At 63.7% G+C, this 15016-nt stretch carries 17 protein-coding genes; 11 read left to right on the plus strand and 6 right to left on the minus strand.

The features are described 5' to 3' along the window. Position 1: 1 nt before the first annotated feature. Both kdsB and adk read left to right on the plus strand, forming a co-directional pair. Positions 2 to 775: a 3-deoxy-manno-octulosonate cytidylyltransferase gene (gene kdsB / locus AC3ANW_RS15170; RefSeq protein WP_488341676.1), complete on the plus strand. Its 774-nt coding sequence runs from the start codon at positions 2 to 4 to the stop codon at positions 773 to 775. Between the two features lie 150 nt (positions 776 to 925). After that, a complete protein-coding gene (adk, locus tag AC3ANW_RS15175; protein WP_488341677.1) occupies positions 926 to 1582 on the plus strand; it encodes an adenylate kinase in 657 nt (218 codons plus the stop codon). Positions 1583 to 1592: 10 nt separating this feature from the next. Here the strand turns inward: adk and AC3ANW_RS15180 are convergent, their stop codons facing one another. Continuing rightward, positions 1593 to 2528 carry an asparaginase gene (locus AC3ANW_RS15180; RefSeq protein WP_488341678.1) on the minus strand — a complete coding sequence of 312 codons (936 nt, stop codon included), beginning with the start codon at positions 2526 to 2528 and terminating at the stop codon, positions 1593 to 1595. A 92-nt stretch (positions 2529 to 2620) separates the two neighbouring features. Between AC3ANW_RS15180 and lexA the strand changes: the two genes are divergently transcribed. From lexA to AC3ANW_RS15195, 3 genes are all read left to right on the plus strand, one after another. Next, entirely contained in the window at positions 2621 to 3316 is a 696-nt protein-coding gene (gene lexA, locus AC3ANW_RS15185; protein WP_488341679.1) for a transcriptional repressor LexA, read from the plus strand. 163 nt (positions 3317 to 3479) lie between these two features. Next, positions 3480 to 3851, plus strand: a complete 372-nt coding sequence (locus AC3ANW_RS15190) for a hypothetical protein (protein ID WP_488341680.1) — start codon at positions 3480 to 3482, stop codon at positions 3849 to 3851. 77 nt (positions 3852 to 3928) lie between these two features. Beyond that, a complete protein-coding gene (locus AC3ANW_RS15195; RefSeq protein ID WP_488341681.1) occupies positions 3929 to 4936 on the plus strand; it encodes a D-2-hydroxyacid dehydrogenase family protein in 1008 nt (335 codons plus the stop codon). A gap of 27 nt (positions 4937 to 4963) precedes the next feature. On the opposite strand, the gene AC3ANW_RS15200 is transcribed toward AC3ANW_RS15195, so the two are convergent. Further along, entirely contained in the window at positions 4964 to 7165 is a 2202-nt protein-coding gene (locus AC3ANW_RS15200) for a type IV pilus assembly protein FimV (protein ID WP_488341682.1), read from the minus strand. Positions 7166 to 7437: 272 nt separating this feature from the next. Between AC3ANW_RS15200 and AC3ANW_RS15205 the strand changes: the two genes are divergently transcribed. The 3 genes from AC3ANW_RS15205 (at position 7438) to AC3ANW_RS15215 (ending at position 8906) form a co-directional block, all read left to right on the plus strand. Next, positions 7438 to 8160 carry an enoyl-CoA hydratase family protein gene (locus tag AC3ANW_RS15205; protein WP_488341683.1) on the plus strand — a complete coding sequence of 241 codons (723 nt, stop codon included), beginning with the start codon at positions 7438 to 7440 and terminating at the stop codon, positions 8158 to 8160. A gap of 152 nt (positions 8161 to 8312) precedes the next feature. Then, positions 8313 to 8615, plus strand: a complete 303-nt coding sequence (locus AC3ANW_RS15210) for a hypothetical protein (protein WP_488341684.1) — start codon at positions 8313 to 8315, stop codon at positions 8613 to 8615. A gap of 21 nt (positions 8616 to 8636) precedes the next feature. Next, positions 8637 to 8906 (plus strand): hypothetical protein, encoded by a 270-nt coding sequence (locus AC3ANW_RS15215; RefSeq protein WP_488341685.1) that lies wholly within the window; start codon positions 8637 to 8639, stop codon positions 8904 to 8906. An 80-nt stretch (positions 8907 to 8986) separates the two neighbouring features. On the opposite strand, the gene AC3ANW_RS15220 is transcribed toward AC3ANW_RS15215, so the two are convergent. The 3 genes from AC3ANW_RS15220 to AC3ANW_RS15230 form a co-directional block, all read right to left on the minus strand. After that, positions 8987 to 9166: a hypothetical protein gene (locus AC3ANW_RS15220; RefSeq protein WP_488341686.1), complete on the minus strand. Its 180-nt coding sequence runs from the start codon at positions 9164 to 9166 to the stop codon at positions 8987 to 8989. 90 nt (positions 9167 to 9256) lie between these two features. Beyond that, complete coding sequence (locus AC3ANW_RS15225; RefSeq protein WP_488341687.1) at positions 9257 to 11626, minus strand: YgiQ family radical SAM protein; 2370 nt, start codon at positions 11624 to 11626, stop codon at positions 9257 to 9259. A 111-nt stretch (positions 11627 to 11737) separates the two neighbouring features. Continuing rightward, positions 11738 to 12184, minus strand: coding sequence for a CHRD domain-containing protein (locus AC3ANW_RS15230; RefSeq protein WP_488341688.1), 447 nt, complete (start codon positions 12182 to 12184; stop codon positions 11738 to 11740). 111 nt (positions 12185 to 12295) lie between these two features. On the opposite strand from AC3ANW_RS15230, the gene AC3ANW_RS15235 reads away from it, so the two are divergent. The 3 genes from AC3ANW_RS15235 (at position 12296) to AC3ANW_RS15245 (ending at position 14539) form a co-directional block, all read left to right on the plus strand. Then, the gene (locus AC3ANW_RS15235; RefSeq protein WP_488341689.1) at positions 12296 to 12913 is read left to right on the plus strand and encodes a chromate transporter; all 618 of its coding nucleotides are present in this window, start codon (positions 12296 to 12298) and stop codon (positions 12911 to 12913) included. Between the two features lie 13 nt (positions 12914 to 12926). After that, positions 12927 to 13523, plus strand: a complete 597-nt coding sequence (locus AC3ANW_RS15240) for a chromate transporter (protein ID WP_488341690.1) — start codon at positions 12927 to 12929, stop codon at positions 13521 to 13523. A gap of 62 nt (positions 13524 to 13585) precedes the next feature. Further along, complete coding sequence (locus AC3ANW_RS15245; RefSeq protein ID WP_488341691.1) at positions 13586 to 14539, plus strand: aldo/keto reductase; 954 nt, start codon at positions 13586 to 13588, stop codon at positions 14537 to 14539. Positions 14540 to 14551: 12 nt separating this feature from the next. On the opposite strand, the gene AC3ANW_RS15250 is transcribed toward AC3ANW_RS15245, so the two are convergent. After that, positions 14552 to 15016, minus strand: coding sequence for a RidA family protein (locus AC3ANW_RS15250; protein WP_488341692.1), 465 nt, complete (start codon positions 15014 to 15016; stop codon positions 14552 to 14554).

The raw sequence follows: 15016 nt of genomic DNA on the forward strand, positions 1-15016 counted from the left end.
CATGGCTGCAGGCGCCACCACGCCGGCCTTCACCGTGCTGATTCCGGCACGCCTGGCCTCCACCCGCCTGCCGGCCAAACCGCTGGCCGACATCGGCGGCCTGCCGATGGTGGTGCGTGTTGCGCGGCAGGCGCTGAAATCCGGCGCCGCGCGCACGGTCGTGGCGGCCGACGACCGCCGCATTGTCGATGCCTGCCGCCAGCACGACATTGAGGCGCTGATGACCCGGCCGGACCATGCCAACGGCAGCGACCGGCTGGCCGAAGCCTGCGACCTGCTCGGCCTGCCGGACGACGCCATCGTCGTCAACGTGCAGGGGGACGAGCCGCTGATGCCGCCCGAGCTCATCGCGTCGGTCGCGCAGTTGCTGCATGAACGTCCGCAAGCCGACATCGCCACCGCTGCGCACCCCATCCATTCGCTCGATGACTTCTGCAACCCCAATGTCGTGAAAGTGGTGTGCGACCGCAGCGGCCTTGCGCTCTATTTCAGCCGCGCGCCCATCGCCTGGCAACGTGACGGCAGCCAGCCGGGCGCAGCGGTCCTGCCATCGCCAGCACCACTGCGGCATGTCGGCATCTACGCTTACCGTGTGGGTTTCCTGCGGGCTTTTCCGAACCTCGAACAGGCTCCTCTGGAAATCACCGAAGCACTCGAACAGCTCCGCGCCCTATGGCACGGGCGCCGGATCGCTGTATTTGTAACAGCAGCAGCACCCGGCGGGGGCGTCGACACGGCGGAAGATCTGAAGCGTGTCAGGGCGCTGCTGACCTAGGGCAAACCGGGGCATTTGCCTCTGGGGCGCGAAGGTTTCGCGAAAGGTGTGCATGTTATTCTCGACTCAAGCGAGAGCACCATGCCCACCCCCTTCACGGGAGTGTGTGCGGCCAGCGGTGCCACAGATTTTTACTATTCGAGGAATTTCATGAGACTGATTCTGCTGGGCGCGCCGGGCGCCGGTAAAGGCACGCAAGCTGCTTTCATCTGCCAGAAATACGCCATCCCACAAATTTCGACCGGCGACATGCTGCGCGCAGCAGTCAAGGCCGGCACGCCGCTGGGCCTGCAGGCCAAGGCCATCATGGAGTCCGGCGGACTGGTCAGCGACGACCTGATCATCAACCTGGTCAAGGAACGCATCGCCCAGCCCGATTGCGCTAAGGGCGTGTTGTTCGACGGCTTCCCCCGCACGATTCCCCAGGCCGACGCCATGAAAGCCGCCGGCGTCAAACTCGACTTCGTGCTCGAAATCGACGTGCCGTTCAGCGACATCGTCGAACGAATCAGCGGTCGCCGTTCGCACCCTGCATCGGGCCGCACCTATCACCTCAAATTCGCTCCGCCCAAGGTGGAAGGCAAGGACGACCAGACCGGCGAAGACCTGATCCAGCGCGAAGACGACCGGGAAGCGACCGTGCAGAAACGGCTGGACGTCTACAGCGCCCAGACCCGTCCGCTGGTCGAGTACTACTCCAGTTGGGCAGCGCAGGACCCTGCGGCCGCGCCCAAGTACCGCAAGATCAGCGGCGTAGGTTCTGTCGAGCAGATCACCGCCCGGGCCTTCGAAGCCCTGTCGAGCTAAAGCAGCCCCGTCAAGACGCGATCAGCCGCAGCTGCATCGCGATCCTGGCCTTGGCGGGCGGCAGTGCAGCCTCCGCCGAGCCTGGCACCACCGATTCGGCATCCCCCAGGCTGCATCGGCTGCCGATCTCCACCGGCACGCCCAGCGATCTTGCTTCCGCGAGTGCCTCTTCAAGCCGATGGTGCAGGCTGGCATTGCCGGTACCGCCCACCACCAGACCCTTTACGCCCGCGGCGAGCAAAGCGTGTACCTCTGCACCGGTCGCGCCCGCATGGCTGGTGATCCACGCCACCCACGGCAACGGCTGCCGGGCGGCGAGCCAGGCCTCCAGCCCGGCCAGGGCCTTGGGTTGAAAGGCTGCATCCGACATCGGCCATGGGCGTTCCTGCAGCACGCTCCCGTTCTCCACGCGTGCCAACGCACCAGCATCACCGGCCTCGAAGGCATCCGGGCGCAGCGGGTGCACCTTTCGAACCTCGCTCCCCGTGAAAAGGCGGCCGGCAAACATGACCAGGACACCACGCAAGTCAGCATGCGCTGCGACCATCAATGCATCGCGCAGATTGCCGGGACCGTCGGGCGTCCGGTGGGTGGAGGGATACATCGCGCCCGTCAGCACCACCGGCTTTGCAGGGGACAGCGTGGCGGACAGAAAGTACGCCGTTTCTTCCAGTGTGTCAGTACCGTGGGTCACCACCACGCCGGCCACGTCGTCTTGTGCGACCCAGTGAGCCACCCGCAGCGCAAGCTGCAACCAGAGAGCTCCGTCCATGTCCTTGCTGTCGACCTGCGCGACCTGCTCGGTCAGCACCTCGAATGCCAACGGCAGACCCGCACCTGCCACCAACGCATCCACCGACACCTCGCCCGACCGATAACCGCGCGGCGCCGAAGCATCGCCCACACCCGCAATCGTCCCGCCCATCCCTAAAACGACAATTTTCATCGATTCACACAACGCCGGTGCTTGCCAGCGCGAAAAAACTGTTTAAAAATACAGGTACTGGATATCCAGACAGCCCGCTTACCGGAGTTGCCATGATCGACCTGCCTTCCCCCGTCAAACTTACCGCGCGCCAGCAGCAAATTCTGGAACTCGTCCAGAACGCCATCGCCAGAACCGGTGCCCCGCCCACGCGCGCCGAAATCGCTGCAGAACTCGGTTTCAAGTCGGCCAACGCAGCCGAAGAACACCTGCAGGCCCTGGCGCGCAAGGGCGTCATCGACCTGGTCAGCGGCACCTCGCGCGGCATCCGGCTCAAGAACACGCATTCTGCCGGTGCGGCACTGCAATCCACCACCAGCCGGGCGCAGCAGCTGATGCTGGCCATCCCGGGCCTGTCCCAGCTGGCTCTGCCGCTGGTGGGCCGGGTGGCGGCGGGCTCGCCCATCCTGGCGCAGGAACATGTCGACCAGACGTACCACGTCGAAGGCAGTCTGTTCCAGCACCGGCCTGACTACCTGCTCAAGGTGCGAGGCATGTCGATGCGTGATGCGGGCATCATGGACGGTGACCTGCTGGCCGTGCAATCCACACGCGAGGCCCGCAACGGCCAGATCGTGGTGGCCCGGCTGGGTGAAGAGGTCACGGTCAAGCGCTTCCAGCGCACCGCCCGCGGCATCGAACTGCATGCCGAGAATCCGGACTATCCCACCATCATGGTGGCCCCGGACGAGGCCTTCGAAATCGAAGGCCTGGCCGTTGGTCTCATCCGCAACACCATGCTGATGTAGTCACAAGCCGCGGCGAGAGGTGGCGGGCGTTCGGTTGGGGGCTTCGGTTTGAAGCGAAGCCCCCCGGCAACCCTCGCGCTGCGGTTTTTGCTTTCCTGAATCCTGCCTGTGTCCGACAACCACCGTTGCGATGGCGTAGCGCCAGTCGCCCAGGAGTTTTCACATGGGATTTGCCGCTTCTTCCCTGGTTTCCGTCATGTCGTCCAGCGCCAGCGCGGCGCTGCGTCCGCGATCGGGCAGGCACTGGATGGCTCCGCTCACCGGCTGGCTCGCGCGCCGGGTGCCTCTTTCTTCAAACGCCCTCATCTCCGCAACAGGGGCAGGTATCGAACCACCGCCAGCCGCTGAAATCGTGATGCCTTCCCCGCCAAACCGCCCAGCGCTCCGGGTGCTGAAGGTGGTGGACGGAACTTCGCGCCAATGTGCGGGGCGCATGGTCATATCGGGCCGCATGGCCGATGTATGCGCCGAACTTGATCGCCTCGCGGCCCGCGAGGCCCAGCGCACGATGGACCCGAGAGCCAACAGCAACTGAACACAGCAGACCAAAACTCACGTTTTTGCGGAGCGCGCCGTCGTGAGACCGCGTTGTAGCGAGGCACAATCACGAAGATGAATATCGTGATCCTCGACGACTATCAGGATGCGGTGCGCAAGCTGCCGTGTGCCTCCCGCCTGGACCCCTACTCCGCAAAGGTATTCACCAATACGGTGAAAGGCATCGGCCAATTGTCGGTCAGGCTGCGGGACGCCGACGTCATCGTGCTGATACGGGAACGCACGCAGATCAGCCGGCAACTGGTCGAAAAACTTCCCCGTCTCAAGCTCATCGCGCAGACCGGCAAGGCTGGACCGCACATCGATGTAGAGGCCTGTACCGAGCGCGGCATCGCCATCGCCGAAGGTGTCGGCTCGCCAGTCGCACCGGCCGAACTGACCTGGGCGCTCATCATGGCGGCGATGCGGCGCGTACCGCAATACATCGCCAACCTGAAGCACGGTGCGTGGCAGCAGTCCGGATTGCGCGCTGCGTCCATGCCTCCCAACTTCGGGGTCGGAATGGTCTTGAGGGGAAAGACGCTGGGCGTCTGGGGTTATGGCCGCATCGGCCAACTGATTGCCGGCTATGGTCGCGCGTTCGGCATGAACGTACGCATCTGGGGCCGAGAAGGTTCGCGCGCCAAGGCGCTGGAAGACGGCTACCAGGTGGCGTCCACGCGCCAGGAGTTCTTCGAGCAATGCGACATCGTGTCTGTGCATCTGCGGCTGAACGAAGAGACCCGCGGCAGCATCACGCTTGACGATCTGTCACGCATGAAGCCGACAGCACTGTTCGTCAACACATCGCGTGCCGAACTGGTTGAAACCGATGCGCTCATCGCCGCGCTCAACCGGGGCCGTCCCGGAATGGGTGCCGTTGATGTCTTCGAAGCGGAACCGCCGCTTCAGGGCCACGCCCTGCTGCGCCTGGAAAACTGCGTCTGCACACCGCATATCGGATATGTGGAACAGGACAGCTACGAGTTGTATTTCGGCGCAGCGTTCGAGAACGTGGTGAACTACATCAAGGGTTCGCCGACCAACATCCTGAACCCTGGCGCGCTGCAGGTCCGCCGCTGAAACGACTGCAGCGGACCGGCGTCCGCGTCAGCGTTTGGTTTCCTTGTCGATCGGCGGCAAGGCAACATCGAACATGTCGAAATCGATGATGTGAGGGTCGGCCGCCGCCTCCGGTGAGCTACGACCCGGGAGTTCGGTGTCGGGAATGGCCAGATCGTCGAACGAAACCTGAAGATCCTGCGTGGGATCGGACGAAATGCCAAACTCCAAGGGAACACCCAGATCAAGCCCCGGACTGCCGAACGAGGTTTCTTCCGGCTCGAACTCGAAATCCAGCTTGGTCTCTTGTGCTGCTTCCGGCGCGGCAGCGGCGAAAGTCGGCGCAACCATGGTGACTGCAGTCGCCACCGCCGCGGTCTCGGCCATTGCGGAGGGCGCAGCTGCAGGTGCCGGAACTGGGGCAAGCGATGGAGCAATAGCAGGCGGAACAGCCAGCTTCACGCCAGAACTCGCACCATGCTCGATCTTCGCGATCTCATACAGCAGAAGCAGTTCACGATAGGCTTCAAGCTGGAACGGCGGATGAGCGCCCTCGCCGATGTGACGCACAAGCAGGGACTCTATGAGGTCGAGCACTTCCGGCAGCGTCCATACCTGCGCTATGCGTTGCAACACATCGTTATACGAAGCGAGGTCTTTCGTCGCCTTCTGGAAACCGGCAAATGGCGGCACATCTGCATTGAATACGGCATTGAAGTCGTTGCGCAGCTTGCGGTACGGCTCCGTCTCACTGAGCGTATGGAAGAGTTTGAGCAGGTCGAGGTAGGCCACCGGACTGGTGCCCGGGTGCAACGCTATGTATTCCTGCAACAACTCGATTGCCTGTTCGTATTGACCGAGAGAAGCAAAAAAATCGGCGTTTTGCTGCACATCCGCGAGTTCGTTAGCCGAACCATTACGCAACTGGCGCGCCGCCCGCATGGCCGCTTCGGCCGAATTCAATTGCGCCGGCGGCTGTTCCGACGGCAGATGAGAGGCAACAAAAGCGGACGCACCCTGCTGAACGCCATCGACGCCGGGCGCAGCCTGCCTGGCGGCGGGCGCAGGCACGGCGTTGTCGGGAAACTGCGACTGCAGTACCGGTTCCTCCAGGGGGTACAAGAAATCCACTGGCGCAGGCTGTGTGTCGACGAAACCCTCACCAAACGCCGTGACGGCATCGGCGCCGAACACCGACGCTTCCGCACGCTTGCGCCAGCGCAAAGGCATGCCGCCTTTTCGACGCCAGGCGACCAGTCCGCCCACGACGCCTCCCACTGCCAGCAAACCCAGCGCGGCCCACAGCGCCATCCAGAATGTCTCGCTGGAACTCTGCGCCTGGCTGAGTTGCCCCTGCAGCTCCGCTTCGCGGCTGCGGGCGATACGTGCGCTGTTCTGCAGCGTCTTTACCTGCTTTTCGAGTGCCAGCACACGCTGTTCGGAATCGACGTCCGACACTGGAACGCCTTCAACGCCGCCCAGTGACCGCCACAGGGCGGCTGCAGCGGCACGCTGTTCCGCCGTGGTCGTCAGCGTCGGGCCGGTCATATCGGACGAGACCCTCAATGGCAGCACCTGTTCCTGCAGCCAGTCGGCAGGGGACTGCAGTTCCAGACGGGCGCCCCGCGAAGCCGCCGGAGCCGTCGGTGTTACCGCCGCCGTTGACATCGCCGGTGACGCCGCGCGTTTAGCGGACTCAATACGTCTGGCGGTCCTGGCGTTTTCTCTGGAAATGCCGTCCGACGCTGACGCGGGTGCGGTAACGACGGAACGCGCGGCAGGGAGCGGAACGGAATAAATCGACGGGGATGCAGGTCGAACCGCACCGGACGAAACGAGAGGTCTCACCTCTGCTGCAGCAGCACTGGTCGCTTCGATCGGAGACGAGGACAGGATCACGAACCGACGTGAAACCGCCGGGCTGCAACCCGCACGCAGGACCACCGAAACAACCGGTTCGTTGACCGGAACGTTGCTGGAAATCTGTACCGAAGCCTGCAATGCCTGCGAACCCGGCCTGGTGTTCACGCGAACCCGCGACGGATCGACGCGGGTGTCACCGTAGAAAACGTCGGCGGAGACACAGGCCGAGGCCGGATCCGAGCCGGCATCGAGCGCGAGGTCGAAGCCGAGGTCCAGGGCTTGGCCGACGACCGCATCGCCGCGCGCCGTTCCGATCGAAAGAGCTTGGGCATCGACCACAGCCATGAGAACGGCCGCACCGACAAGGGCCCGCAGACGATCACTCATGCGCGAGATTTCCACGCTGCTGCGGAAGGCCGGCAAAACTTGATGTCCGTAAAAGATGAAAATCCATGGGTAAGTGATATCCGCGGCGCATGAGGTTAACGGCCACCCGATTTTGTCACACACACCGGAAAATGGCAGACCGGATAATCAGCCATCCAGATGGGGTGTGGTCGGAAACTTCGGCCATACCTGAGTCGGTAGCAGCATTTGCTCAACGTTTTCCCTGAAATTCCATGCCCGCAGAACTCAGAAGTCATTCACAAGGTCAGACCATGGTTCTGACCCTGCACAACCCGCAGTCTCGCAATGCGATGGATACCGGTGTCTATGCGGCAGGAGTCGAGGCTTTGAACGCCGCCGGAGACAATCAGGATATCCGAACGGTGGTGGTGGTCGGCGCCGGGAACACATTCTCGGCCGGTCCCGATTTGCAACGATTGCGGGATAACCTTAGCGAGCCACGACAACTGCAGGCCGATTCTGTCGACGCCTTCCATCTTTTCGTCGAAACCGTCAATACGTTTCCGAAGCCCGTGGTCGCGGCGGTCGAGGGTATGGCCGCAGGAGCGGGGTTTTCGCTCGCATTGGCCTGCGACATGATCGTCGCAGCCCGTGACGCCGTTTTTTCGATGCCTAACGGCGCTATCGGGTTGACCCCCGGCGGCGGCGCCACCTGGCATCTGGTCCGGTCGATGCCGCTAAGCATGGTCCTCGAGGTCGCGCTACTCGGAACCGAATTGCCAGCCGAACGGCTGCACGCACTGGGCATCATCAACCGGCTCAGCACGCCGGGGTCTGCGCTGCAGGATGCGATGCTGCTGGCAGAGGCGCTGAACCGGTGTGCGCCGGATGTTGTCGAGGCCACCAAAGAAATGCTGGCCACCGCCAGCCGAAGCACCCTTTCAGATCACCTCGCCTCCGAGCGCGAACAGCTTCTCGAAAGCTGCGGGCACGCCAATTCCGGAATCGGCATCAACCCGTTTGTGCATAAGTAAAGTCCGCGTTTCATCTAGAGGCCCGGCATGCTTCCCATGCTTGTGGTGCAGCGTCCGAACGGTTTGTAGGATCGCATCCATTTGTCTGACGAAAGCGGGCCAGAGGGCTTTTGCCTCGACATACTGTGGACTCCTTATCCGGAGATCACATCATGAAAACAAACTCCCGCGTCAGAATCGTTTCCACCGCCCTGGCACTGGGCGCTGCAGCATTGTCGTTCTCGGCTTCCGCCCAGACCTCGACCGCGCCGGCAGCAAAGGGTGAAGGCACATTCCAGCGCGCCGAAGACGCAACCAAGCGTACGGCTAAACGAGCAGGACACGCTGTTTCCAAGGGTGCCCACAAGACGCACGACGCCGTGGAACACACCGGCGAAAAGATTGGTTCCAAGCTGCCGCCGGCACCGCGCGACCAAGGTCTCGACGCCCAGGGCGTCAAGAAAAACCCTCAGTAATTCTTTAAAGGAGCCCAGAGCATGAGCATCGAAGACAACCAGGACGCCAGCCTTTTCGCCAACCACAGCATCGATCCCGATGGCACCGTCGGCAAGGCTGCGGCATCGGCCCACGACACCGTGGATCGCGCCGCACAGTGCGCCCAGGATGCCTTCGACCGCGCGCATGCCTGCCTCGACGAAGCCGTCGAGGCCCCGCGTAATGTCATCCGGAACAATCCGGTGGCTGCAGTGGTGCTGGCACTGTCCGTGGGTTTCCTGTGGGGCCGGCTCGGCGGCTCGCGCGATTAAGCGTCCAGGCCCAAACTCCACAGACAAAAAGCCCCCGGCCGTCATGGCCGGGGGCTTTTTGCATTTGTAAGCCAAACGGCTCAGTCGCCGACGGGCTCGGGCTGGACCACTCGTTCCCCTTCTTCATCGAAGGGAACACCGGCAGGTTCGACCAGGCCTTCACCGGGCGCCGGCGGATCCTGCTCGTCCAGCAGTTCTTCGTCGATGTCTTCGGCGCCTGGGTCGGCGGGGGGGAATTCAGGGTTTCCGGGTTGGTTCATGTCTCGCGCTCCTTGTGGAAAAGATCGAGACATTCTGCGGCCATCCACAAGCGCTCATGTATGCGTTTGCGAATGGCGCCATGACGCGGGTCAGCGGCGTGCAGACGGCTTCTTGCGCGGGCCGGAACCGTTGTCTCGCGGCGGAAGCCCGGTGTGCTGGGTCAGCAGGCGACCAGGACGCGGCGGCGCGGAAGCACCCGTCTTCTGAGCCGTCGCCGGAGTCGAATTCTTGCGCCGTGCGCTTTGATACCCGTCGTCCGTCAACGGCTGGAAAGTCGGAATCAGATGATGTTTGCCGTTGCCGATCAGGTCGGCCCGGCCCATGGTTTTCAACGCCTCGCGCAGCAGGGGCCAGTTCTTGGCATCGTGATAACGCAGGAACGCCTTGTGCAGGCGGCGCCGACGTTCACCCCGCACGATGTCCACGGTCTCGCTTTCGCGACCGACCTTGCGCAGCGGGTTCTTTCCGCTGTGGTACATCGCGGTGGCGGTGGCCATGGGGCTCGGGTAGAAGGTCTGCACCTGGTCCGCGCGGAAACCGTTTCGTTTCAGCCAGAGCGCCAGGTTCATCATGTCTTCGTCGCTGGTACCCGGGTGGGCCGCGATGAAGTAAGGAATGAGATATTGCTTCTTGCCTGCTTCTGCCGAGAACTTCTCGAACATCTGCTTGAACTTGTCGTAGCTGCCGATGCCCGGCTTCATCATCTTGGACAGCGGCCCGCCCTCGGTGTGCTCCGGAGCGATCTTGAGATAACCGCCGACGTGGTGCTGGACCAGCTCCTTGACGTATTCAGGGCTCTGCACCGCCAGGTCGTAACGCAGGCCGGAACCGATCAGGATTTTCTTGATGCCGCGCAGCGAACGCGCACGGCGGTAAATCTTGACGAGGGGTGCGTGATCGGTGTGCAGGTTGCTGCAGATTCCCGGATACACGCAGCTCGGCTTGCGGCAGGCGGCTTCGATCTCGGGCGACTTGCAGCCCAGGCGGTACATGTTGGCGGTCGGCCCGCCCAGGTCGGAAATGACGCCGGTGAAACCTGCCACCTTGTCGCGGATGTCCTCGACCTCACGAATGATGGATTCTTCCGATCGACTCTGGATGATGCGGCCCTCGTGCTCGGTGATCGAGCAGAAGGTGCAGCCGCCAAAGCAGCCGCGCATGATGTTCACGCTGAAGCGGATCATTTCCCAGGCGGGAATCTTGGTGACGCCGTCATGGCTGCCGTTCTCGTCGGCATAACGCGGGTGCGGGCTGCGGGCGTATGGCAGGCCGAACACGTGGTCCATCTCGGCCGTGGTCAGCGGGATCGGTGGTGGGTTGATCCACACATCGCGTCCGGTAGGACCGTCGCCATGCGCCTGCACAAGCGCCCGGGCGTTACCCGGGTTGGTCTCGAGGTGCAGCACGCGGTTGGCGTGGGCGTACAGCACCGGATCGGCGCGTACCGCTTCATAGCTGGGCAGGCGGATCACGCTGCGGTCACGTGCCGGAACCTTCAGCTTGACAGAAGGATTGGCCACGAAATTCATCGGCTTGACCGCCGGGTCGGCCGGCCTGGCCGCCTTCGGCAGGACGGGCATGGTGACAACGCCCTGCTGCGCCGCCTGGGCCACGGCCTGGGCTTCGTCTTCGCGGGCACAGCTTGCGCCCTGCTCCCTGGCCTGCTCCGAAACCATCAGGTAAGGATTGACGTGCGCCTCGACACGACCTGGTTGGTCGACCTCGGTCGAGTCGATCTCGAACCAGGTGTCCTCGGGCCGGTGGCGGCGCACGAACGCCGTGCCACGTACATCGGTGATGTTCTCGACGGGCTCGCGGGCCGCCAGGCGGTGGGCGATTTCGACCACGGCGCGTTCGGCATTGCCATACAACAGCAGGTCGCTCTTGGCATCGACCACCACGCTGCGGCGCACCTTGTCGGACCAGTAGTCGTAATGGGCGATGCGGCGCAGGCTGCCTTCGATGCCGCCCAATACGATGGGCACGTCGTTATAGGCTTCGCGGCAGCGCTGCGAATAGACGATGGCGGCGCGGTCGGGCCGGGCGCCGCCGACGTCGCCAGGGGTGTAGGCGTCGTCGCTGCGAATCTTCCGATCGGCCGTGTACCGGTTGATCATCGAATCCATGTTGCCGGCCGTCACCCCGAAGAACAGGTTGGGCTTGCCCAGTGCGCGGAAGGGTTCGGCGCTTTGCCAGTCCGGCTGGCAGATGATGCCGACACGGAAACCCTGGTCCTCCAGCACCCGGCCGATGACCGACATGCCGAAGCTGGGGTGGTCGACATAGGCGTCGCCGCTGACCACGATGATGTCGCAGCTGTCCCAGCCGAGCGCGGCCATTTCCTCGCGACTGGTCGGGAGGAACTTGGCGGTGCCGAACCGTTGCGCCCAGTACTTGCGGTAGCTGGTGATCGGTTTTGCGGCGCGCGCGAAAAAGGAAACGTCAACGGGGGCGTTCATCGGGTCTTTCGGGGGGAACCGGCGATTTTAGGCTTTCTCCCTATTTCTCGGGTTCCGAAAGGACAAAAGCCGTGGTCTGTGGACCACGGCTTTTGTGAAAGCGACCTCGGGTCAGCGGACCAGGACGACCTGGCCGCGGATTTCCCCGCCCGGATACTTGGCGGTGTGGATGTTGAAGTACCACTTGCCCGCCAACAGGTCCTGCACCTGCGCTGGGGTGATGCTGGCCTCGCCCTCGAAGGTCTGCAGCGGGATCGCGCCCTTGACGGGAACCACCACGCCGGCATTCACGCCGGGATCGGCCGGACCGTGGAAATGCGCCATGGTCGCGGGGCCGCTCAGGCCCGAATAATCGACCTTCCAGCGCAGGCCGCCGGTGTCCTTGTTGAGCCAGACCTGTGCATTGCCCTGGCCCATGGAGACCGTCGGCGGCACTTCGGACTGCGGCGACAGACGTGCCTGCATGGTAGCGGTGTTGGATGTAACGGCGGCGCAACCGGCGACCACCAGGGTGGCGGCGGCGATCAGGCCCAGGGCAAGGCGACGGGTGTTTTGCATGGAGAAACCTCTGGTATGTCGAACGCGATAACCGGATCATCTTGTGCGGCGATACATACCAAGCTGCAACTGAATGCAACCAGATCAAGCCCTTATCCCGATAATCAGACGATGCCCGCTCCACCTCCCACAGCCTCCATCCAGACGATCGAAACGACAGCGGTGCCGCCGGCATCCAGGCCCGGTCCGCGGACCCTGATGGAATTGTTCCTGGCCTTCAACTGGCTGGCATTGCAGGGTTTCGGCGGGGTGCTGGCGGTGGTCCAGCGCGAACTGGTCGAACGAAAACGCTGGATGACCGCCGAAGAATTCATCGAGGAATGGGCCGTCGCCCAGGTGATGCCCGGCCCGAACGTCATCAACCTCGGGCTGATCCTCGGCGACCGCTTCTTCGGCTGGCGCGGCGCCGTCGTCACGCTGGTCGGCCTGCTCACCGTGCCGCTGTTCATCGTGCTGGGCCTCGGCCTGGTCTACAGCCGCTTCCAGAGCCACCCCCAGGTGGCCGGCGCATTGCGCGCCATGTCGGCGGTGGCGGCCGGACTCATCATGGCGACCGGGCTCAAGCTGATCGCCGCCTTGCGCAAGCATCCGCTCGGCGTGCCGTTCTGCCTGGGACTGGCCCTTGTCTGCTTCATCGCGATCGCGCTGATTCGTGTGCCGCTGATGGCAGTGCTGATCGTGGTCGGCGGGCTTTCCTGTGTGCTGACCTGGAAGAAACTCAAGCCCTGAACAGCCGCACACCATGACCATCCACCTCGCCTTCGCCGACTGGCTGGCCCTGTTCGGCCAGTTCGCCCTGCTTTCGCTGTTGTCCGTCAGCGGCGCCATCGGAACCGTGCCCGACATGCACCGTTTCCTGGTCGACCAGCATCACTGGCTGACGGACATGCAGTTCAGCACCTCCATCACCATCGCCCAGGCCGCTCCTGGCCCCAACGTGCTTTTCGTCGCGCTGATGGGCTGGAACGTCGGCGTCAATGCCGGCGGCGGACTCGGCGCCGGTCCGCATGCCTGGCTGCTGGGCGTCTGCGGCCTGCTGACCATGATGGTCGCCATCCTGCTGCCCAGCAGTCTCATCACCTACACCGCCTGCCGATGGGGCCAACGCAACCGGCATCGGCTTTCGGTACGGGCTTTCAAGCAGGGCATGGGCCCCATCGTCATCGGACTGTTGCTGGCCACCGGCTGGATCCTGGTGCGCAACGGTGCAGGCGAACACAATCCGGTGGGCGCCTGGGTGGTGGCCGCCATCAGCGCGTTGCTGGTCTGGCGGACCCGCATCCACCTGCTGTGGTTGCTGGGTGCCGGTGCGGTGGCGGGGGCTTTCGGCCTGGTCTGACACCGACGAGGCCCGACATGACCAGAATCACGATTTTGGCTTTTTGACAGGAACCGCTGCCCATGGAATTCCGTACGCTCGGCCGCTCCGGCCTTCAGGTCTCGCCCCTCGCTTTCGGCTGCAATGTCTTCGGCTGGACGGTCGACGAAGATACCTCGCACCGCCTGCTCGACGCCTGGCTGGACCTGGGCATGAACTTCATCGACACCGCCGACATGTATTCGACCTGGGTGCCGGGCCACAGCGGCGGCGAGTCGGAAACCATCATCGGACGCTGGCTGGCCAAGGGCGGCCGCCGCAACAAGGTGGTGCTGGCGACCAAGGTCGGCAAACCGATGGGCGGCGACAAGGTCGGCCTGCATCCCAAATACATCCGACAGGCGGTGGATGCATCGCTGACCCGGCTGAAGACCGACCACATCGACCTGTACCAGTCGCACGACGATGACGCCAATGTGCCGGTGGAAGACGTGATGGGCGCCTTCGACGACCTGGTCAAGGCCGGCAAGGTGCGGGCGGTGGGTGCTTCCAATTACGCTGCCGACCGCTTCAAGCTGGCGCTGGACACCAGCGAAAAGCTGGGCATCACGCGCTACGAAACCCTGCAGCCGCTGTTCAACCTGCACGAGCGGGAGCCCTACGAAAAAGACCTGCAGCCGTTGTGCGTCGAGCGCGGTATCGGCGTGATCAACTTTTATGCGCTGGCGTCTGGTTTTCTGACCGGCAAATACCGCAGCGAGGCCGATGCAGGCAAGAGCGTGCGGGGTGCCAACATCGTCAAGAAGTACCTGGATGCAAGGGGACTGAAGATTCTGGCCGCGCTGGATTCCGTGTCTGCCCGGGTCGGTGCCACGCAGGGCCAGGTCGCACTGGCCTGGCAGATGGTTCAACCGGGCATCTCCGCCCCTATCGCCAGCGCCACCACGGTTGCACAACTGAAAGAACTGGTTCAGGCGGCTGAACTCAAGCTCGATGCGCGAGCCCTGGCCGAGCTCGACCAGGCCAGCGCTTATTGAACCGTCGCGGGATCAGAGGCCCGGAGCCACCTCGGCGATGAGCTCGATCTCGACGCATGTGCCCAGCGGCAACTGAGCCACGCCGAAGGCGCTGCGGGCATGGGCGCCCTTGTCGCCGAAGACCTGCGCCAGCAGTTCGCTGGCGCCGTTGGTCACCACATGCTGCTCGATGAAGTCGGGGCCGGAGTTCACGAGGCTCATCACCTTGACGATGCGGGTGACCTGGTCCAGGTCGCCCACCGCCGCCTGCAGCGTGCCCAGCAGGTCGACGGCGACCGAACGGGCGGCCAGCTTGCCCTCGTCGACACCGATCTGCTCACCCAGCTTGCCCACCCAGGGTTTGCCGTCCTTGCGGGCGATGTGGCCCGAAAGGAAAACCAGGTTGCCGGTGCGCACGAAGGGCACATAGGCGGCAGCCGGCGGAGCCAGGGGCGGCAGGGTGATGTCGAGGGCGCGCAGTTTGTCGTAGACGCTCAT

This window comes from Xylophilus sp. PBN-3R (genome assembly GCF_057747805.1).